This window comes from Leptospira weilii serovar Ranarum str. ICFT, from assembly GCF_000332415.1.
In the GTDB taxonomy this organism is placed as follows: domain Bacteria; phylum Spirochaetota; class Leptospiria; order Leptospirales; family Leptospiraceae; genus Leptospira; species Leptospira weilii_A.
In genome coordinates this window covers 33,288-52,958 of record NZ_AOHC02000021.1, presented here as the reverse complement: position 1 = coordinate 52,958, position 19,671 = coordinate 33,288, and the positions used below count along the sequence as shown (strand labels likewise).

Below are 19,671 nucleotides of genomic sequence, written 5' to 3'. Positions count from 1 at the left end.
TTCTCCCGGACAAGTTTCGGGACAGATTGTTAGGAATATAAAAGTTTATAAAAGGATTTTTTTAAAAGTAGGCGAGTTACTGAAATGTGGGAAAAGGAAAATCGGGGTTTAAACCCCGATTTCTTCTTCGGCTTCTTCTTCGTTCATCAATTCCTTGAGTTCGTTGTAGGCTTTTTCCTTTTCCTGAACCCCGGTCTTTTTGATGGCCTTGCGAAGTACGTTTTCCCATTGTTTTGCGGGAAGATTGGCTTGGATGTCTTCTAAAAGTTCCAAGATGGCGATGTCGTCTCCCGTATTGAAGATTTCGTTCGCGTCATAACGAAAGAGCGCCGACAACTCGTCGATGTACACTCCGACGCTACTTCCTTTTCCGGAGGCGAACCTCTTTTCTTGAAGTTGAACTTTTTTTTCTGCCTTGCGGAGGTCTCTTTCTCTTCTTTCCAGTTCGGTGCGTTTCATAGAAAAACCCTCGAGTATAGCTGATAAGCCAGTTTTTTACGGGGGCTTTTCATGTATAGGAGATTCCCGGGAGGCCCCCGGTACCGGTTTTAACAATATTCCTTCTAAAATCCATGCTCTCTATACTATAGACGGGTCAAACGAACGTTTTAAAGCTCGGATGTCGGGTTTTCGGTAGATAAGATCTAAATTATGAGTTCCTTAAGTCTTTTGGATTGAAATCTCCGGCCGCGATGTCGGTCATCATTATTTTTTACGTCCTTCGGCTTCCGCTTTTTCCATCGCCTTTCGGATGATTTCCGCGGTCTCCCGTTCCGGATGTTTTTGTTTTTCCTCTTCTATGGGAAGAGGTTTATGAGAATTGACGTTCTCAACGGTTTCGTAATTCTTCTTATACGAATCCATTTTCGAATATTGAAGATACAAAAGAACGGAGGCGAATCCGAACAGAAGGATCGCCGTCCTTTTTGCCGGAGCTTGCAGATAGGAAGTCAGAACAAGATAGAATAAAAACGGAATGTATGCGGTAAACGCGACTCCGATTCCGATACCCAGATAAATATGAATCAATCCGCCGAAACTTTGGAGCAGTAACGCCGCCCAAAATACGCTTAAGACGGCCGTACTCGCTCTGAAATTTTTTTTCCAGTCGGTATTTCCGCCCGCGATCCAGGAAAAAAACATATAAAGAAAACCTAAAGTAGGAAAAACGATAAAACTCGCGAGAAAATACGCGACCGGCATTTCGAAAAATAACAAAGTCAAAGGCGGACTGGAAACTCCGCTCGGAGCGAATAAGGTCATTCCGATGACCGCGACCGCGTATAAGAAACCCATGTAGACTAAACAACGAAGATATAAGGAGATCAGGGGTTCTTCGGGAGCTTTGGAAAGATCCTTAAAAAAGGAAGCCGGTTGTATGAGAACCGCACGGGCTTCTTCGATTGCGTTCGTAAAAGAAAAGGAAAACTTGAACATTGGATTATTTCACACAGGTTTTTTCTAAAAACTTACGTGGCAAGAGGAAAAGAATCCGAATTCCGATTTAAAACAAAACGAACTTTTAGACGGCGGGATGTTCTCGTTTGGTAGTACCTTTACCTTGCATATATTCTTCCAAGTAAGTATGATCCGTATAATCCAACATTTTCGTAAAATGAACGTGATCCCTTTCGTAACCCAAGACAACTTCCAAGGGTTTGAAAATATTGAGGCCCGCGCTGATCTCAATGTCGCTTCCCCGGAACTGTAGCGGGTGTTCGTATCCGGCGGCGTGTGTTACCGAAAGGACTTCCCTTCGAAGTCCCTTGATATAGTTCGCGTTCCGTTCCGCTTTGAGTTCGATATCGAGCCCGGCCTGTAACCAACGGTTTTGAGTCGCGACTCCGGTGGGGCAGTGATCCGTATGACAACGTTGGGCTTGGATACAACCGATGGACATCATCGCTTCTCTGGCGATGTTGATGAGGTCGCAACCCATCGCAAACGCTACGATAGCTCTATCAGGAAATCCTAATTTACCGCTTCCGATCCAAGCCATTCTTTCGGAAAGTTTTTCCTTCTGAAAAATCTGGTAAACTCTCGCAAATCCCACTTTGAACGGAAGGGAAACGTGATCCGCAAAGGCCAACGGAGCCGCTCCGGTTCCTCCTTCTCCTCCGTCGATCGTGATAAAGTCCGGACCCTTGCCGCTTTGTTTCATTCTTTCCGCAAGTTCGTTCCAAAAATGAATTTCACCGATCGCACTTTTGATCCCGACCGGAAGTCCGCTTGCGGAGTGAAGTCTTTCTATAAAGTCGATCAGTTCGCTTACGGTTCCGAACTCGGAATGTGCGTTAGGCGAAACACAGTCTTGACCTAAGGGAACTCCCCGGATACTCGCGATTTGTTTGGTCACTTTTTTTCCGGGAAGAATTCCTCCCTTGCCGGGTTTGGCTCCTTGGGAAAGTTTGATTTCTATCATTCTTACTTGAGGATTCTCTTGAATTTTCTGACCGAACAGATCCAGGGAAAAATTTCCTTTTTCGTCTCTCGTCCCGAAATATCCCGTTCCGATCTGCCAAACGATATCTCCGCCTAACTTGTGATAGGGGCTGATTCCACCTTCTCCCGTATTTTGATAACAGTGCGCCATCATCGCTCCCTTGTTGAGAGCGGAGACCGCGTTTTTACCGAGAGATCCGTAAGACATCGCGGAGATGTTCACCACGGACGGAGGGCGAAAGGGTTTTTTACGATTGTGAAATTCTCCGATGACCTTGAGGCAGGGAATCATGGAAGTGTCGTTTTTGAGATGTTTTACTTTGGATTCGGGAAACGGAAACGCGCTGTGTTTGATGATCGGATAACCGGCCTCGTAGAGAAGTTCCGTGGTTCCGAAACCGAAGTTGTTGTTTTGTTTTTTCGCGGTCGCGTAAACCCAAGAACGTTCCGCCCGACTGAAAGGCATCTCCTCCTTATCATTAGCAACCCAGTACTGGCGCAGTTCGGGACCGATCGTTTCAAAAAGATAACGGAGCCTTCCCACGAGAGGGAAGTTATGTTTGATCGTATGTTTTCTTTGGAAGATATCATGCAGAAGAGCGATGATCGTATAAATGCCGATCGTATAAAACACGGAAGACCAAGGATTTTCCGAAATAAACCGCAAGATATCTGGAATTTGCATCGGGCAATTCTCTACCTTTTGAAAACGTTCCGCAAGAAATATTTTTACTTAAGGGAAAGGATTCTTATTTGTGTTTGTAGACGAATTGTTTGGAGAATTTTCCTCGTTGATTCATCTTGGCCCCGATAAAACGCGAGCCGTCCCGGATTACGAAACTATTACTTTTTACCCAGTCGCCCGTGTTGATGATTTTTAAATGAGGAATGCAGAGAAAGTCGTGTGTGTGACCGGAGATCAAAACCCTGTCTCCTTGGTGAGTGATTTTGGAAAGCCGTTTGTAATATCCGAGAATCTCTTCGGTGGTGGTCGGATCCTGTCTGTTCAGATGTTTTTGATAAAACGTTTCCGAAAAACGGAATAAGTTCGGAACGAGAAGCGCGATCGCATGCAAAAAGCGTAATATAAAAATCGAACCGATCCAAGTGAAACGATTGTACTGACCTTGGTGACCGTGAACCGCGATTAACGTTTCGTTTTCCGTTTTATCGCAGACTTTCCAATTCCTTTCCCGAAGATATCCTTCGATCTTGGGAGGAAGGTTCATCAGATAGGAAGTGGAGTCGTGATTCCCGACGATGTATATCTTATCTCCTTCGGGTGCGGATAAGGAATCGAGCCTGTCGAAGAGTTTGTTGAATTTTTTCCTACTTCTTTTGAGTTTACGCGAGGCGCTGAAAAACCAATTTTCCAGGATGTCTCCCACGAGATAGACGTTCCGGAAACGAACGTTTTTCTTTTTCAAATGATCCAGGAACTGAAAGAGTTCTTTGTGTTTGTGGGATTTTATTTTTTTGTCGATAAGGTAGTGAACGTCCGAAAGAAAAATTCCTTCATAGACTTTGTCTTTCTTAAATTTCATCGTAGTTTTATGAAAGAACCTTAAACCGATCCAGGGCTTCTCGTTCTAGTTTTTCCCTGTGACGGGGATGTGCGATTGCGATTAGGGCCTTGGCTCTTTGTCTCAGATTTTTTCCGTATAAATCGGCGAACCCGTATTCGGTCACTACGAAATGAACGTGAGCCCGAGTTGTCACGACGTTCGCTCCCGGTTTTAACAAGGAAACGATTCTGGATTCTCCTTTGGATGTGGTGGAAGGAAGAGCGATGATGGGTTTGCCTCCCGGTGAAAGGGACGCGCCTCGGATAAAGTCCATCTGACCTCCGACTCCGGAATATTGTCTGGTTCCGATCGAGTCCGCGCAGACCTGTCCCGTTAAGTCCACTTCCACCGCCGAATTGATCGCGGTCACTTTCGGATTTTTTCGAATCACGTGCGGATCGTTGATATAACCGATGTCGAGCATCGCGACTTCCGGGTTGTCGTCGATAAAGTCGTAAAGTTTGGCGGTTCCCATCACAAAACCGGAAACGATTTTACCCGGATGTTTCTTTTTATGGATACCGGTGATGATTCCCTTTTGAACGAGTTCCATCACACCGTCCGAAAACATTTCGGTGTGAATTCCCAAATCCTTGTGGGAAGTCAGACACGTTAGGACTGCATTGGGGATCGCTCCGATTCCCATCTGCAAGGTCGCGCCGTCTTCCACGAGAGAGGCCACGTTTTTACCGATTGCAAGTTCGACGTCCGAAGGTCGTTCGGAAACGTGTTCGTATAAGGGAAGATTTCCTTCCACAAGGGAATGGATTTTATCAACGTGGATGATTCCGTCCCCGTGAGTGCGAGGCATGTTTACGTTGACTTGGGCGATTACGATTTTTGCGGTTTCGACGGCGGCCTTGCTGATATCGACCGAAACACCGAGAGAACAAAAGCCGTGTTTGTCGGGAGGAGAAACTTGTATAAGAGCGACGTCCAGGGGAAGGATTCCGTTTCGAAATAGGGAAGGACATTCACTTAAGAAAATCGGAATATAGTCTCCTCTTCCATCCTCTACCGCCTTTCGGGTGTTAGCCGCTACAAAAAGCGAGTTCGTAAAGAATTTTCCTTCCAGACCCGACTCCGTATAAGGAGCCTTACCTTCGGTGTGAAGATGGACCATTTCCACATCGGTCAACTCGTTGGCTCGAGCCGTCAAAGCTTCGATAAGAAGCGAGGGTGCGGCGGCGACGCTGTGGACGAAAACCCTTTGACCCGATTGGACCGAGGAAAGAGCGGCCTCTGCGGAAATCAATTGACTGTCGGTTTTAAAACTCAAATTTCCCACTCCTAAATTATCGGCTTTGAAACTCAAATCCGCAAGCCCGTCGTTTGACGACCTGTGAAACGAACCGGTTCCTATCTAGGATCGGAACTTTTTTGAAAGGATTTTCGAAAATCAAGACGTTCCGTCCGTTTTTCACGTTTTTCTATCTACAAAGAAACGGCATTTCGCCAGTTTATCCATATGTCTTCCCATCCTACCCGCAGCATTCACGTAAAATCCGAAGCGATGTTGATCTTTGTTTTGGCCGCCGTTCAATTCACGCATATACTCGACTTCGTAATCATGATGCCTTTGGGAAGTTATTTCCAAGAAGCGTTTCATATCAATCCCAGAGAATTCTCCTTTCTGATTTCTGCATATACTTACAGCGCGTTTTTGGCCGGAATCGTAGGCGCGCTTTTTATCGATCGTTTCAATCGAAAGTCCGCCGCGATTTTTTTATACGCCGGATTTATTCTGGGAACCGCGTGTTGTGCGGTGGCAAATTCTTACTTTTTTCTTTTGTCTGCGAGAATCCTTTCCGGCGCCTTCGGAGGAATTTTGAGTTCCGTCACCTTTGCGATCGTAGGAGACGTGATTGCGATGGATCGGAGGGGAAGGGCGACCGGCGCTATTATGGGAGCTTTTTCCGTTTCTTCCGTGATCGGAATTCCCTTGGGATTGGAAGTCGCGAAGTATTACGGATGGAACATGTCCTTTGCAGGGATCGTACTTTTGAGTCTTCCGATTTTGGTTTTGATGTATTATCATCTTCCGAGTATTCCGCCGTTTCAATCTACGGGAAAAGATCCGATCGAGAATTTTTTTCGGATTCTCACTTATAAAAGATACATGGCTTCTTATTTGCTCATTATGTTTGTGATCCTCGGAGGGTTTACGGTCATTCCGTTTATCGCGCCTTATATGGAAAGAAACGTGGGAATACCTAAGGAAGACATTCCTTGGATTTATTTCTTCGGAGGGTTGGTTACGTTTTTCTCTTCCAGGGCGATCGGGATCATTTCGGATAAGATCGGAAAACACAAGGTATTCTATATTCTAGTTCCCTTATCTTGTATTCCTATCTTTATCATGACGAATCTCGGTCAAACCACGCTCGTAAACGTTTTGATTCTCACGACAGTTTTTATGGTGATCGTATCCGGAAGATGGATTCCGGCCTTGGCGTTGATTACTTCCACGACCGAACCGAAGGATCGAGGCAGTTTTATGACGGTGATCTCCGCGTTACAGAATCTCGCGTCCGGACTTGGGGCCACGATCGGAGGAAGCATTTTGGTGGCGGCGAGTCCGACGGCTCCGTACCAAAATTACGAAGTGGCCGGTTATCTGGCGATGGGTTTCAATGGGCTCGCCCTGATATTGATTTCCAGGGTGAAAGCGGTTTCTTGAACGCTCCTCAATCATCTTCAATGAGGGAACTTTTATATTTGTTTCCAGTAACGAGGTTGTAGGCTTTACAACACGAAGTTCGAGAAGGATCTTCCAAAAAAACCGCTCTGTTCTTGACATTTTAATGAGACAGAATATTTTGCTGCCACACGAAAAGGAGGTGGTCTTAGTGAATGAAAGTTGTTGTAAACAATTGACCTGTGAGGTGGCTGAGCAATAGCCGGGGTTTCACTTGCAATACGGCCGAAATCGGGGCATTGCAATCCAATCAGACCGCTGACCTTTCCGAGTTTCGAGAGCTGGTCATTCTCGAGCTTCCGATCTCGACAGACGGATGTCGACGAGACGATGCAGTCGCTCGGAAGGTTTCCCGTTTTTCAAAGACCTTTCCCATTGAGTTCCTGCGAACAAACTGAAAATTCTTCTCTTTTTTCCGACCCCTTGAGATTCAGGTAGAATGAAACGAGCTCTTATTTTATCCGGAGGGGGAGCCCGAGGCGCTTACCAAGCGGGAGTTCTCCGATATTTGGAGGAGATCCAATTCAAACCGGATATCATCTGCGGCACTTCCGTAGGCGCCATTACGGCGACCGCGATGGGATGCGGGATGAACGCGGCGGAAATCACGAAGTTATGGAAATCCATCGAAGCGAAGAAGGTGATGCGTTATTCGATCTGGAGCGATCTGGTCGACATCTTCGTAAAAAGTTATTCTCCCTTAACCGATACGACCCCTCTCAAGAATTTACTCTATTCACATCTGGACTTTCGCAAACTGAGAAAAAATCCGGTCGAAGTCATCATCACCGCGGTCAACATCCTCACCGCAGAACTTGTATTTTTTAGAAACAAGGAAATCGACATAGAACACGTGATGGCATCTTCCGCGATTCCCATGTTCTTTCCTTGGCAGTATGTGGACGGCAAACCGCATTGGGACGGAGGAGTGATGGCCAATACTCCGATCCTTCCCGCAGTCGAACGCGGCGCGACCGATATCGTCGTAGTATTACTATCTCCCGTCGGGGGAATCGATATGGGTTTACCGAAAACGAGAAGGGAAGGGTTGGAAAGAGTATTCGAACTTTCGTTGATCGGTTCGTATCAAACCGTCATGTCCAATTTAAACTTCGAGAAAAAAAAGAAAAAAGGAAAAAAGTCCAGACTCTCTTCTTTGTTATCCATTCCGAGCGCGGATCGGCCCGAACTCAAGATACGAACGATCGGTCCCAGAACCTCTCTCGGATTCGGAAGCATCTTGAATTTCTCCCAAGTGCAGGCGGATTATCTGATCAGCAGAGGATACGAGGACGCAAGAATTCAGTTCGGAGAATATTAGAATATTATGGAAGAGTTATTCGTTAAAAACGGACATTTCGCCGACAAAGCCGGAGCGATCTATCAACTGCGCGGAGTTAATCTTTCCGGTTCCGCAAAACTTCCTTTCAAACCCGACGGGACCACACATTTCGATCAGAATCTCACATTTGTCAATCATAGGGACGTGTCTTTTGTAGGAAGACCTTTGGAGGAAAACCGGGCGGCCGAACATTTTGATAGGCTGAAAAAATGGGGATTCAATTTTCTGCGGTTTCTCATAACGTGGGAAGCGATCGAACACAAAGGCCCCGGAAAATACGATACGGAATACGTAGACTACGTGGAAAGAATGGCCTCTCTCGCCGCGCAAAAGGGGCTCTATCTTTTTATCGATCCTCATCAGGACGTATGGTCCCGATTTACGGGAGGGGACGGAGCTCCGGGTTGGACTTTGGAAGAATTAGGAATGGATATCTCCAAAATTCGGGATTCGGAAACGGCGATCGTTCATCATCACCAGGGAAGAAATTATAGAAGAATGTCCTGGCCTCTCAATTATCAAAAATACGCATGTGGAACGATGTTCTCCTTGTTTTTCGGTGGAAGAGAATTCGCACCGGAGACGAAAATCGACGCCAAAAACGCGCAGGATTTTTTACAGGATCACTACATTGATTCCGTGCTCAAGATCGTACGCAAACTCAAGAAGTATAAAAACGTAATCGGTTTTGACACCTTGAACGAACCTTCGCCCGGATGGATCGGAAAAAAAAATCTGGGAGAATTCGACGGATTCGGATTCGGCAAGGTCGTAAAAACTTCTCCGTTTAAAGAAATGTATCTTTCCGAAGGACGAGCCGTTTCAGCGGAACAAGCTTATATGCTCGGGTTCTGGAGTTTTCCTTTTGGAAAAGTTCGAATGAACGGAGGCGGGGTTCCGCTCTGGAAACGAGGGCATCAGTGTATCTGGAGAAATCACGGAGTCTGGGACTACGATCCGAACGGAGCGCCGATGATGTTAAAGCCGGAATATTTCTACAAAAAGAACGGAAGAAAATACGAATTTTATAACGATTTCATGCGGCCTTTTATCAAGAAGTTCAAAGAGAGAGTGCAGAAGGTGGAAAGCCGATTTCATATCTTTGTCGAAAGCGATCCTTCGAGACTCGAACTGGAATGGAAAGAAACGCCGAAGAAAAATCACGGTTCCGTAATCAATGCGACACACTGGTACGATATCTCCGTGCTGATGCTCAAACGTTATTTGCCTTGGTTCGGGGTTCACGTATTCAAACAAAAGATAATATTCGGAAAAAATAATATAGATAAGGTCTACGAAGAAACGATTCGAATGATCCGAGATATGTCCGAAAAAAACATGGGGAATTGTCCGACCGTAATCGGAGAAACCGGAATCCCCATGGACCTGAATCAAAAAGTCGCCTATCTTAAAAACGATTACGGAGTTTTGGAAAAAGCCCTCGATCGAGTGATGAAGGCCGTGGAAAAAAATTTCGTAAATCTCGCGTTATGGAATTATACGCCCGATCATACTCACAGTTTGGGAGACAGATGGAATGAGGAAGACTTATCGATTTATTCCGCGGACACACCCGTTTCGTATGACGAGGACGGGGGCAGGGCGACGAGGGCTTTCAGCCGCCCGTATCCGATCCGCACCAAGGGATTGCCGGTAGCCTTGTCCTTTGATATGGAACGTTCTTTGTTCAAATATTCCTTTCAACAAGACGGGGATTTGTTTCCGGAAACGGAAATTTTTATCCCCTTCATTCATTATAAAAACGGGTTTGAAGTATTGGTCAACGCCGGGACTTATCAATACGATTCCCGCGTCAAAGTATTAAAATTTAAGGGAGAAAAAGGAATTCAACACTATGGAATAACCGTTCACCCGTCCAAAAAATCACTTTTCACGGAACCAGATCGGGCCAAAGTGGTCCCCAATATTCAAAAGAGGAAGATTAGATGAAAAAGGCTCTCATGATTTCCCTAGGTGTTCTTGCGGTTCTTTCATTGACTGTAAATTGTCCCGGTTCTAAACATTCGGCGGAAGAATGCGCTCCGATCGTAGACGAAATGTTAACCAATCTGACTGCGGGACAAAAAGCGGAAGATGCGGCAAACGTCGCGACAATGAAAGCGACTTTGGTTCCCGTATTACAAAAAGAATGTATGTCCGGAAAATTCGATCTTACTTGTCTTAAGTCGGCAAAAAGTATTCCTGCAATCCAAGCTTGTAAGAAATAAATTAGTTCCCCATCTAATCTTAGTTTGATTCTTACGGAAAAAACTAAGATTAGATCGATTGTACGTTCCTCACTTACATACACATTCGTTTTCGGAAAGAAACTGGATTCTGGAGGATTTTTGCATCGGATACGGGTTTTTATCCGTTACCTCGCAAATTTCTTTGGATAGGGAACGAAAAAGATTCGTAAAATGTAACTTATATAATTTTGCATCGGTTTCCTTCGCTCTCTCCGTTGCGGAAATTAATTTTCCAAAAAAATCGTCCAACTTTTTCTCTTTTTGTTCCGAGCCGACTACGGAACTTAAGAATTCTTTAATTCTTAAAAAGACGGCTTCCTTTTTATTTTTGTCCGTTTCTTTAAAATAGTGATTGGATAAGAAATCAAAAACGGAAAAGACCCGATTCGTTTCCGCGGAAGGTTCGAATACGATGTTTTTATATTTATCAAAAAAGATAAGGGCGATCAAATCGGAATCCAGAAACGCTTTTGAATCCTGTAACGCGTATAAGACGGAAAGTAAGATCTCCTGCTTACGTATGGCTACGGGTCTTCCTATTTTTTGTTGAATACCCAATTCCATGATTTCTTCCGCTCTTTTTAAGATCAGATTCTTATTCGTTTCGGATTGTACATTCAATAAATACGTTATGTATCTTGTCAGATTGCCGATCGTAACTCTCTGAATCACATCCTTTCCGGCCGACCATTCTTCTTCGTCAATGATCTTATCCGATTGGAAATATCGTAAACTATCTAAAACTCGATAGTCTTCATTCGGATTCTGAAATTTTTTTAAAGAATCGGTTAAAAACGTCTTATAGTTTTTTGAATCGATTTTATATCGAATAAAATTGGATAATACTAGGCTGTGGATTTTTCCACACTCGTCTTCAAAGGGAATCTTGCGAGCTCTTTCCACCAATTCTTGAATCTTAGATTCCGAGGATAAATCTTTTAAAAGTTCCTCAATGTTGGAATTTCCGGGACATTTTTTTTCCGACTTTCCTTGAGAAATATTTTGATTCGGGGTAAAATCCTGATTTTCCTGAGTCATTGTCGTATTGAAAGCGTAAACGATTTCTCCCGTTACTACGTGAATAAAACGTCCCGATATCTGAATGTTTTCCTGCGTTTGTGTTTTTTTGATTGTGTAAGAGCCGGTAAGGATGAGGTCGATAGGAATTATTTTTCCCAGCTCCCTGGCTTTATCGGAGTCAAGCAATCCGGCGTATTGTAATGAATGTTCCGATAATAATTCTGCAAGTTTTGTTCTTTCGACCAGAACATTGGAGGAATTTTTCGATAATTCCACGATCAACCGATCGGAAATCATGGAATCGTATTTGCCGGTTTGTTTTTCGGAATGAATAAAATCTAAGACTCCGATTCTATAACTTTTTTTATTTTTATTAAAATCTACGATCACCGATTCCGGAGAATTACTACCGGTTGTGGCGCATTGGAACGTCCAAACGATAAAGAAAAAGAAAGCGAACTTGATTTTAAAAAAACGAATTGGAAACATTTGTAATTCCATTTTATAGAAGACGCGCCTTTTAAAAGTTTATTTTCAAACATCGGAATCGTTTCCGGATCCACGACAACTACTTTCTTGAAATCAGGAAACAATCGTACGAATGTTTGAGTGTCAAATGACGGATGATGCAGTTGTGTCTTTTGAAGAAATGGAAACGCGCGTTTAACGCATCGTCTCATTAAAAAGGGAATGTCGATTTTACTTCGATGTTTCCAAAAGAAAAAATCCTTCTTCCTCCGAATAACACCCGTGTTCCCGATACAAACCCGACGGATAAAAATGGATCTTCTGCGCGTATCTTCTACCGATTTTGAGACAGCCGACACAAATGTCGGGGCGGATCGCCCAATCACATTCCTCCTTACGATAAGAAGGAAAAACCCGAAGGAGGGGTTTTGTCTCGGCTTGTTCGTGTGGATTTGCGGATTCGTTTTGTGAAACGTTTTGAGAGAACGCGGGATGCGGGAATTCTAAAAAGGCTCCGTATAACAAAACCGCCAAGACGGAGAATGTTTTTCCGGATTTGAGGGCGCCTTTTCCCGGATGTAGAAACTCTTTTTGTCTCATTGGATCGTGTTCAAAAGAATTTTCGGAGTCCGGAGCCATCCTCTATTGTATCGAAAATAATTTTGTTCCTTTTCGAAAAAAAACTCGATTCTGAAAAAAATCCGGAATCGTTCTGTTAACTTAAAAATAGAAGGCAAGAGCGACAAAGGAATTTACTTGAAATCGGCTTTCCCAATTTCAACGTAGTTCCAATGACCTCCCGGAAAGATTTTATGGACGCTCTCTATCGAGAGTATAGCGGAAGGATCTTTGATTTCCTCTATAAATATAGTTCCGGGAATCCTGAAGTCGCGATGGATCTGATGCAGGATACGTTCCTGAATTTTTTCAGGAAATATTCGGACTCGAATATCGACCGGGAACAGGCGATTCGTTTGCTTTATACGATCGCTCGAAACAGGTCCATCAATCATTCTCGGAAATTTTCCACGGTAAAAGAAAGCGGAAATCCGGAAATGCAGGAGTTTCAGGAACAAAAACTTTCTTTTGTCAGAAAGGCGGAACTCAAAGATTTGGAAGAGCGCCTTCTACTTTGTTTGGATGAACTCGAAGAAGACGAAAAATATGCGTTGATTCTCCGGTTTATGGAAGATTACAATCTGACGACCATTGCGGAAATTATGGACATATCGGTTTCCACCGCTTCTCGTCTGATCGTCAAGGCGACGGCGAAAGTGGTCGAGATCGCGGAACAAAAGAATTTAAGACCCTGATTAAGAGTATAGATAAAACATGGAAGAATCGGGAATGAATAACGAAGAGAAGATTCAAGAAATTCTGTTCGAAGGAAAACAAAACGATCTAAGTCCTTCCGTAGAATGGCTGGCTAAAGGTTTGAGCGGTTCTTGGGTGGAATATTCCTTCAAAGAATCCGATTTCGAATCTCTCTATACACGCGCTAATTCCGGTTCCTCAAAAATACTTTTTTTATCCGATATTACGAAAAACAAATTCGTTTGGGGATTTTCAGCGGCCGCAATTTTTCTTTTCGCAGTTACATTAGGATATTATTCTATTCTTAAGGATTGGCCTTCTCCCAGAGTCGAAAAAGGAGGAGTCGAAATTTCACAGGTGGAAGGGGACGCATACCTCACTTCTTCCGATCCGAAGGACAAAATTCTTTTAAAACCCGGAGTTAGAATCCAAGAAGGTCAGAGAGTGGTTACGGGTTCGGGGGCTATTCTGAATCTGAAAGTGTCCGATGGAATTGTAGTGAGGATTCTCTCCGATTCCCAAGTTTCGTTTCGTTTGATCGACCTTTCCACACATTACAAGATCGGAATCGATTTGGAAAAGGGAGAACTTCTGGCCCATATTCATAAAAATCTTAAAAAAGAAGAATTCATCGTTCGTTCCGAAAATGTAAGCGCGGAAGTTCGGGGTACGAGTTTTAGTTTTCAAAACGTTCCGGGAGAAGGGACCAGTGTGCGGGTTTTGGAAGGTCGAGTGGCGATCAGCGCTCGTGTGGAATCTCAAAAAACGGCGCCGGAAGGTGAGCAAGTGCTGGAACCCAATCAGGGAATTTTCGTAAATCAAAAGGGTTTTGTTCGAAGTCGTTTGAACGATTCCGAGAAGGCTCGACTTGAGGTTGAGTTCGAAAGTTTACCGATCGAAAACATTCCTCGGGATAAAGACCGAGCTTACTCAAGTAGACAAGAACTCATAACGGACTTTCAAAGATTGGAGAAAATCGTTTTGACGGACGGAAAAGAGATCGAGGGCGTCATCGTGGACATGGATGAAAATGCGATGTATGTTCAGACTCTTGAAAAAGAAATCGTCATTCGGAAGGAATTGATCTCCGAAGTGATTCAACTCCGCTGAAAACAAATTTTCTTTGACAGTCGATCGGTAAATCGGGAAATCTAGTCTTCGAGGATCCGCATAACAATGGCACAAGAAGACCCCGGTAAAAAAAGAATTTTCAGCAATTACATCGTAGACCGGGAGTTTCAATTCAAGTTCTTATTGAATTATTCCTTACTCATCGTTTTGGGTTTCGTTTTAACTTTGGGTTTTTTGTACTGGATAAACTACACTAAGTTTGATAAGGGAGTCGTCTTTCGTTTGAGAAACGATCCGGTCAGAGTATATCAAAAAGGTTTTGAAGATTACAACGGAGTGGAAAAGGAAAAGTTCGTTGAAAGGGAAATTTTTCTTCCGGATTACGATCATAAACTCGATATGTTTACGATTCAGGTGAACGGAATTCTGTTTTTATCCGGTTTGTTTTTGGGAATGACGGCGATTTTTACGATCGTCTATTCTCACAAAATGGCGGGTCCGGTTTATAATATCAAAAACCAACTTAAAAAATTAGCGGCGGGTCAAGAGCCGGCCAAGAAGATCAAAATTCGAAAAGGAGACGAGTTTCAAGAACTCGCGGATCTTCTGAACGAGGTCATTGAAAAAAGAATCAACAATCGTAAAAGTTGAACTTTTTTCAGTTGGATGTTCGGGATAAATTAGTTGTAGATTTATTAAAGAATTCGTATAAGTTCTTTCGATATGATTCGTAAGATTTTACTCTTTGGTTCCTTTCTTATATTGTCGCCTCAAATTGTTTTTGCGGATGAGGAAGTGGCAATTGTACTCTTTGTAACTGGAAAGGCCCAATCCATACAAGCCGGCAAAACCGAGGCGCTGAAGAAAAACGTCGTCCTTACAAAATCCGCGAAAGTGGAAACCGGAGAAGGAAAAGCGGATCTGCAACTGGGCGCCAACTCCGTGGTTCGACTCGCGCCTTTTACTAAAATCGAAATCGCCGAACTTTTCTCGGACGGATCCAAGAATACGACAAAGGTTACTTTAATTTCCGGCAAACTATTTGCGAACGTTCAAAAGTCCGGTAAAAAAGAAGAATTGGAAATCAGTTCGGCGTCTTATACGGCGGGAGTTCGCGGAACTCAGTTTGTGATCGCCGAAGAAAAAACGAAGGCTCCTAAAAACGAGGATTCCGATATACCCGACGGAATTTTTGTAAACGAAGGAGAGATTGCCGTTCACTCTTCTTCCGGAAAAGATTTGGATCTTAAGACGGGGGAACAGGCCGTTTGGGACGGGAAAGAATTGTTGGTGGAACCGCTCAAAGAATTTATGAAAGAAAAGATGAAAGTCATCCAAAACTTCAAGGCTATCAAAGGCGAAAATTATCAGATGCTCAAGGAGCAGAAGTTGAAAAACAAGGAACTTCTGGAGAATTTTCCTAAATCATAATATTTTAAAGTTCTCAAGTTTACCATTTTTGAGAGAACTTGTCCAAAAACCTCAAAGGAAATTCGCGGTAGCTCGTATTAGGAGTCAGATGTCTGAGTTTCTGATTCACCCAAACTTTCAAGGCCGAACTCACGTTAACAACGTTTCGAAACAAAGTCAAAAATAAAAAGCTTGAGAAATACTTTTCTATAACAGGAAAGGAATGGCCGAAGAAATCCGAGAATACAAAATAAAATCTACGTTACGACGTCTTTGATTCTTAAAGAATAACAAGCTTTAGCGACTATCAAATAAGATTATGAATTCTTATATTTCCTGCGTGGTGAAGAAACTTTAGGCACCGAACGCGCGTTAATCGAAAACGCGCTAAAACTTTTAAACCAAGTTTAAAATCGTCTCCGAATAAAGGATCTCATCGGAAGGTTCCATCAAGTAATATCCCTGGGAATAATCTATATTCAAAGATTTGACAGCTTCCAATTCCTCTTCGTTGGATACGAACTCGGCTACTACCTTTGCTCCGATCGTATGAGCCATTTCCGTTATCGCGGCCGCCAATTGGTACGAGGTTTGGTTTTCATGGATTCCTTGTATAAATTTGCCGTCTATTTTAATAAAATCCGGCTGAATTTCTACCAGTCTTTCAAAGTTGGACCACTCCACACCAAAATCGTCGATCGCTATTTTGCAACCTATCTCTTTCAGTTCTTGCAAAGAACGGGTAGAATTGGACAATCCGTTCCAACGATCGTTTTCCAAAATTTCAAAAATCACCCGATCCGGAGATATTCTGTAATGTAAAAGCCGGTTCATCACCCAAAGTGGAAAACTTTTCTTATCCAAATCGGATTCGGAAATATTGACGGAAAAAGAATATTCGGGATGTTTCGAGAAATATTTAAAAGTTTTCTCGACCATCAAAGGAGTAAGTAATCGAATCAATCCGGTCGACTTTGCGATCGGAATAAACATCGCAGGATTGTACACCTGATCTCCTTCCATGATTCTCGCTAAACATTCATATTTTGTAATTCGATTGAGTTTATTATCGTAAATCCCCTGAAAGTAAGGAACGATATTTCCCGCATTCAAAGCCCCGTTGAATTTTCTGCCCAGTTTAAGGTTCGCGTAAATTCGATCCACCTTGTTTGTCGTTTCCGAATAGGGTACGTATTCCACGGAAGAATTGTTACTTGCAGTCATCATTGCGAGTCTCGCCTTATCATATACGTCAGACTGATCCGATGAAACCCCGATCGAAATTTTGACCTGAAACGAAATCCCGTCCACTTCGATACATTCGGATCTGAGAAAGATTCGAACCGCACTCAGCATTGAATAAAATCGATCCTCTTCGATTTTTGTAAGAACCGCAATCATATTGTCGTAGATATGAAAGATCTCTCCGTTATGCCCGCCTACAAAACAATTGAGCACGGATAAAAATTCGGATAACATTTTACGATAGGTTTCGATTCCGAAATTTTCAGCAATGGAACCGAAGGATTCGATACGAATGAGAGCGAGAGTTGAATTTTCGCTCTCGATCAATCTTCGATCGATTTTTTGTTTTAAATTTTCAAAATTCGGAAAAAGTGTTTCCCGATTGAATAAGTACGTTTCCTCCAACTTCGAACTGAGTTCCGCCACTTTTCGATTTTGAAAGTAGGCTTTTACCGCTTCGGATACGGTTAAAATCAAATCCTCGGAATCCCAGGGTTTGGAAAGATATCGATAAAGATTCGCCTTATTCAGCGCGTTTCCAAGGGTCCTCGCGGAGGCATAACCCGTGAGCAGAACTTTATAGGTTTGAGGATATTCTTGATGAATCTGAATCAGCAATTCGTCTCCGCTTTTTCCGCGCAGTACTTGATCGCAAATGACCAAAGGAACGTCAATCTGCTCGGACTTGCATCTTTCCAAAATTTGCATCGCAGAATCCGCGTCTTCCGCCATTTCGATGTCAAACCGATTTCCGAAACTGAGTTGAATCGCGTATTTGATACTTCCCAGTATGATAACTTCATCGTCTACGATCAGTATGACCGGTTTGACATTCAAATTTGAATTTTGGATAAATTCATTGTTTCCCATCGTATTTCATCTTTATTGTAAATTTCTTTCTCTTCAGTGAGAGATCCAACAATTCCGACCCAAAACAAACTGATTTTTTCTAAGAGGAATTAGTTTGTCTTTTGTCGTTACCACAGACCTAATTGCGCAATTTTTATGGTGTAGAGGTTTCTATCAACTAACATTGAACTTAAAAATTCTTTTTTGATCGTTTGTGCATTAAAAACTTAGAATATTTTTTAATTCCGGATTTCAAATTAAAAGGAAATCAGACATCTTAATTTTTTGTAGAGTTATAATTTGAATTGAGATCATTATTTGGAAAAGTTGAAAATAAATTTAAAATTCGGGCATAATCGAATTCTTCAAATTCAAATCGGAACATACGTTCGGATCATAAGTACAGACTTGATTTCTGCCGGAGGCTTTCGCTCGATACAACGCTTGATCCGCATTTGCAAATGCTTCTTCCAAATTGAGTTTTCCTTGAGAGATTCCTATACTTAAAGTTACCGGATTTCCATCCTCCAAACGAACCTGATTTTCCACTTCTTTACGCAGACCTTCCGCGATGTTGGCTGAGGTTTCTTGACCGGCTCCTAATAAAAAGATCGCAAATTCTTCCCCGCCCCATCGGCAAACCGCATCGGTTTGGCGAATAGAACGGCTGATTACTTGGGCGACTTGTACCAGGGTTTTATCCCCTACATCATGTCCGAACTTATCGTTCACTTGTTTGAAATGATCGATATCCACCATTAAAATCGTCCACCGATTTCCGATGGCAAGAGACCTCTGAGTCAATTTTAAAAAACCTCTCCGATTCCAAATCCCGGTCAAAGGATCCGTGTGTATCAACTTGGACACTTGATTCATCGAAGAGCGTAATTTAATATACAATATCAGCACGATACAAAACGTAAATACGAGCATCCAAAAGGGGAGAAGAGTTTTTATCGTATAAATAATATATTCAAGAATTTGAATCTCATGAACGAGCCAGAGCTCTTCATTCTTAATTTTGATTCCGATCCAAAAACTTCCTTTTTCGAGGAAAAACAACTCCTTCGGAATCATAATCCCGGAAAAGACCGAATAAGGAAGCCTATCGTTTAATCCGAAGTTTCCGGACTTTGCCACGATCTTTCCGTTTTCATCCACTAACATACTTTTCCCGATACAATCCCCAGTCTCTAAAATTCTTCGCATCGCATCCAATCCTATGTCGATCGAAGCTACGCCGATGAATTTACCTTTCACATAAACGGGTTCGGAGACCGTAATCATCAAACCTTTTCCCGCAAGGTCCCCGTAAAGATCGGTTACGATCTGACGTCCGGTCGGATTGACGAGAGGGTTTGCCTGAGTCCAAAAAGGACCGGTGTAAAGGTCGTCGGTAAAATAATAATTTTCATCCTTAAACTTCGGAGTGATATAAAGAAATTTCTGTTCGGATAAATAGTAAGCCCAGACGACTTCACTTTGTTTTTCAGTCAAAGACTCGAATTGCCCCCTTAAACTCAGAGCGGCTTCGATCTCTTTCAAAAGGGAAGGATTTACTCTAGAAATGGAACCTACTGCGGTAAGAGTTCCCGCATCCGCACCGTCCTTATTTTCTCGACCGATATGAGGAATTCCGAACCGATTCAAGTTCGGATAAACTTTGAATTTTTTAATGAGATTTGGATTTGCCGGAGCGTCTTCGTAAAAGGTTAAATAATCCGAAATCGACAATCCGAGCGCTCTCGTTTGTGATCCCACTCTACGGATATAATCCTTCATCGCGCGGGCTCTCATCCCAACCACTCGATCGATTTCTTTTTCCATTCTTAGATTTTCATAAATCAAAAAGACGATCATTAAAACCAAAATGATTGCCGAGAGCGAAAAGACGGTTCTCTTTTTGATCCTTACATTTTCGACTTGTGCGCTGAGAGTCTTTAATTGCAATTTGATCACCTCGATATTATCGGATCGATAAGATCGCTCTAATGGAAA

The 19,671-nt window shown here is 43.0% G+C and carries 17 protein-coding genes; 8 read left to right on the top strand and 9 right to left on the bottom strand.

Translation table 11 applies throughout. The features are described 5' to 3' along the window. Window positions 1-108: 108 nt before the first annotated feature. From LEP1GSC060_RS05830 to LEP1GSC060_RS05810, 5 genes are all read right to left on the bottom strand, one after another. A complete protein-coding gene (locus tag LEP1GSC060_RS05830) occupies window positions 109-459 on the bottom strand; it encodes an LB_289 family protein (RefSeq protein WP_002998731.1) in 351 nt (116 codons plus the stop codon). A gap of 246 nt (window positions 460-705) precedes the next feature. Beyond that, window positions 706-1,437 carry a Yip1 family protein gene (locus LEP1GSC060_RS05825; protein WP_002998738.1) on the bottom strand — a complete coding sequence of 244 codons (732 nt, stop codon included), beginning with the start codon at window positions 1,435-1,437 and terminating at the stop codon, window positions 706-708. 85 nt (window positions 1,438-1,522) lie between these two features. After that, window positions 1,523-3,127: an FMN-binding glutamate synthase family protein gene (locus LEP1GSC060_RS05820; RefSeq protein ID WP_002999013.1), complete on the bottom strand. Its 1,605-nt coding sequence runs from the start codon at window positions 3,125-3,127 to the stop codon at window positions 1,523-1,525. A gap of 64 nt (window positions 3,128-3,191) precedes the next feature. Continuing rightward, the gene (locus LEP1GSC060_RS05815) at window positions 3,192-3,986 is read right to left on the bottom strand and encodes a UDP-2,3-diacylglucosamine diphosphatase (RefSeq protein WP_002999162.1); all 795 of its coding nucleotides are present in this window, start codon (window positions 3,984-3,986) and stop codon (window positions 3,192-3,194) included. 7 nt (window positions 3,987-3,993) lie between these two features. Further along, the gene (locus LEP1GSC060_RS05810; RefSeq protein ID WP_036095561.1) at window positions 3,994-5,286 is read right to left on the bottom strand and encodes an acetyl-CoA hydrolase/transferase family protein; all 1,293 of its coding nucleotides are present in this window, start codon (window positions 5,284-5,286) and stop codon (window positions 3,994-3,996) included. 189 nt (window positions 5,287-5,475) lie between these two features. On the opposite strand from LEP1GSC060_RS05810, the gene LEP1GSC060_RS05805 reads away from it, so the two are divergent. The 4 genes from LEP1GSC060_RS05805 to LEP1GSC060_RS05790 all read left to right on the top strand — a co-directional run bounded on the left by LEP1GSC060_RS05805 (window position 5,476) and on the right by LEP1GSC060_RS05790 (window position 10,275). Continuing rightward, the gene (locus LEP1GSC060_RS05805) at window positions 5,476-6,687 is read left to right on the top strand and encodes an MFS transporter (protein WP_002999110.1); all 1,212 of its coding nucleotides are present in this window, start codon (window positions 5,476-5,478) and stop codon (window positions 6,685-6,687) included. 457 nt (window positions 6,688-7,144) lie between these two features. Continuing rightward, the gene (locus LEP1GSC060_RS05800; protein ID WP_002998695.1) at window positions 7,145-8,026 is read left to right on the top strand and encodes a patatin-like phospholipase family protein; all 882 of its coding nucleotides are present in this window, start codon (window positions 7,145-7,147) and stop codon (window positions 8,024-8,026) included. A gap of 6 nt (window positions 8,027-8,032) precedes the next feature. Further along, complete coding sequence (locus LEP1GSC060_RS05795; protein WP_002998994.1) at window positions 8,033-9,997, top strand: glycoside hydrolase family 5 protein; 1,965 nt, start codon at window positions 8,033-8,035, stop codon at window positions 9,995-9,997. Further along, the gene (locus LEP1GSC060_RS05790) at window positions 9,994-10,275 is read left to right on the top strand and encodes a TIGR04454 family lipoprotein (protein WP_002999199.1); all 282 of its coding nucleotides are present in this window, start codon (window positions 9,994-9,996) and stop codon (window positions 10,273-10,275) included. The genes LEP1GSC060_RS05795 and LEP1GSC060_RS05790 overlap by 4 nt, the downstream gene beginning before the upstream one ends. A gap of 69 nt (window positions 10,276-10,344) precedes the next feature. On the opposite strand, the gene LEP1GSC060_RS05785 is transcribed toward LEP1GSC060_RS05790, so the two are convergent. Continuing rightward, window positions 10,345-11,805, bottom strand: a complete 1,461-nt coding sequence (locus LEP1GSC060_RS05785) for a CsgG/HfaB family protein (RefSeq protein WP_002998964.1) — start codon at window positions 11,803-11,805, stop codon at window positions 10,345-10,347. A gap of 210 nt (window positions 11,806-12,015) precedes the next feature. Continuing rightward, complete coding sequence (locus tag LEP1GSC060_RS05780; protein WP_002998832.1) at window positions 12,016-12,384, bottom strand: hypothetical protein; 369 nt, start codon at window positions 12,382-12,384, stop codon at window positions 12,016-12,018. Between the two features lie 212 nt (window positions 12,385-12,596). Between LEP1GSC060_RS05780 and LEP1GSC060_RS05775 the strand changes: the two genes are divergently transcribed. The 4 genes from LEP1GSC060_RS05775 to LEP1GSC060_RS05760 all read left to right on the top strand — a co-directional run bounded on the left by LEP1GSC060_RS05775 (window position 12,597) and on the right by LEP1GSC060_RS05760 (window position 15,600). Beyond that, on the top strand, window positions 12,597-13,097 hold the full coding sequence (locus LEP1GSC060_RS05775) for an RNA polymerase sigma factor (protein WP_002998890.1): 501 nt from the start codon (window positions 12,597-12,599) through the stop codon (window positions 13,095-13,097). Between the two features lie 19 nt (window positions 13,098-13,116). Beyond that, window positions 13,117-14,208, top strand: a complete 1,092-nt coding sequence (locus LEP1GSC060_RS05770; protein WP_002998760.1) for a FecR family protein — start codon at window positions 13,117-13,119, stop codon at window positions 14,206-14,208. A gap of 60 nt (window positions 14,209-14,268) precedes the next feature. Beyond that, a complete protein-coding gene (locus LEP1GSC060_RS05765) occupies window positions 14,269-14,820 on the top strand; it encodes a HAMP domain-containing protein (protein ID WP_036095501.1) in 552 nt (183 codons plus the stop codon). Between the two features lie 72 nt (window positions 14,821-14,892). Then, the gene (locus LEP1GSC060_RS05760; protein WP_002998805.1) at window positions 14,893-15,600 is read left to right on the top strand and encodes a FecR family protein; all 708 of its coding nucleotides are present in this window, start codon (window positions 14,893-14,895) and stop codon (window positions 15,598-15,600) included. A gap of 375 nt (window positions 15,601-15,975) precedes the next feature. On the opposite strand, the gene LEP1GSC060_RS05755 is transcribed toward LEP1GSC060_RS05760, so the two are convergent. Together LEP1GSC060_RS05755 and LEP1GSC060_RS05750 are read right to left on the bottom strand one after the other, a co-directional pair. Then, window positions 15,976-17,694 (bottom strand): EAL domain-containing protein, encoded by a 1,719-nt coding sequence (locus tag LEP1GSC060_RS05755; protein ID WP_002999031.1) that lies wholly within the window; start codon window positions 17,692-17,694, stop codon window positions 15,976-15,978. Window positions 17,695-18,012: 318 nt separating this feature from the next. Next, window positions 18,013-19,623, bottom strand: a complete 1,611-nt coding sequence (locus tag LEP1GSC060_RS05750; protein ID WP_036095559.1) for a sensor domain-containing diguanylate cyclase — start codon at window positions 19,621-19,623, stop codon at window positions 18,013-18,015. Window positions 19,624-19,671: the final 48 nt, after the last annotated feature.

Coding starts and splice junctions, on each gene's coding strand:
- LEP1GSC060_RS05760 (WP_002998805.1), top strand. CDS start 14,893: ATGATTCGTAAGATTTTACTCTTTGGTTCCTTTCTTATATTGTCGCCT.
- LEP1GSC060_RS05815 (WP_002999162.1), bottom strand. CDS start 3,986: ATGAAATTTAAGAAAGACAAAGTCTATGAAGGAATTTTTCTTTCGGAC.
- LEP1GSC060_RS05775 (WP_002998890.1), top strand. CDS start 12,597: ATGGACGCTCTCTATCGAGAGTATAGCGGAAGGATCTTTGATTTCCTC.
- LEP1GSC060_RS05825 (WP_002998738.1), bottom strand. CDS start 1,437: ATGTTCAAGTTTTCCTTTTCTTTTACGAACGCAATCGAAGAAGCCCGT.
- LEP1GSC060_RS05830 (WP_002998731.1), bottom strand. CDS start 459: ATGAAACGCACCGAACTGGAAAGAAGAGAAAGAGACCTCCGCAAGGCA.
- LEP1GSC060_RS05755 (WP_002999031.1), bottom strand. CDS start 17,694: ATGGGAAACAATGAATTTATCCAAAATTCAAATTTGAATGTCAAACCG.
- LEP1GSC060_RS05785 (WP_002998964.1), bottom strand. CDS start 11,805: ATGTTTCCAATTCGTTTTTTTAAAATCAAGTTCGCTTTCTTTTTCTTT.
- LEP1GSC060_RS05800 (WP_002998695.1), top strand. CDS start 7,145: ATGAAACGAGCTCTTATTTTATCCGGAGGGGGAGCCCGAGGCGCTTAC.
- LEP1GSC060_RS05820 (WP_002999013.1), bottom strand. CDS start 3,127: ATGCAAATTCCAGATATCTTGCGGTTTATTTCGGAAAATCCTTGGTCT.
- LEP1GSC060_RS05795 (WP_002998994.1), top strand. CDS start 8,033: ATGGAAGAGTTATTCGTTAAAAACGGACATTTCGCCGACAAAGCCGGA.
- LEP1GSC060_RS05805 (WP_002999110.1), top strand. CDS start 5,476: ATGTCTTCCCATCCTACCCGCAGCATTCACGTAAAATCCGAAGCGATG.
- LEP1GSC060_RS05780 (WP_002998832.1), bottom strand. CDS start 12,384: ATGAGACAAAAAGAGTTTCTACATCCGGGAAAAGGCGCCCTCAAATCC.
- LEP1GSC060_RS05790 (WP_002999199.1), top strand. CDS start 9,994: ATGAAAAAGGCTCTCATGATTTCCCTAGGTGTTCTTGCGGTTCTTTCA.
- LEP1GSC060_RS05770 (WP_002998760.1), top strand. CDS start 13,117: ATGGAAGAATCGGGAATGAATAACGAAGAGAAGATTCAAGAAATTCTG.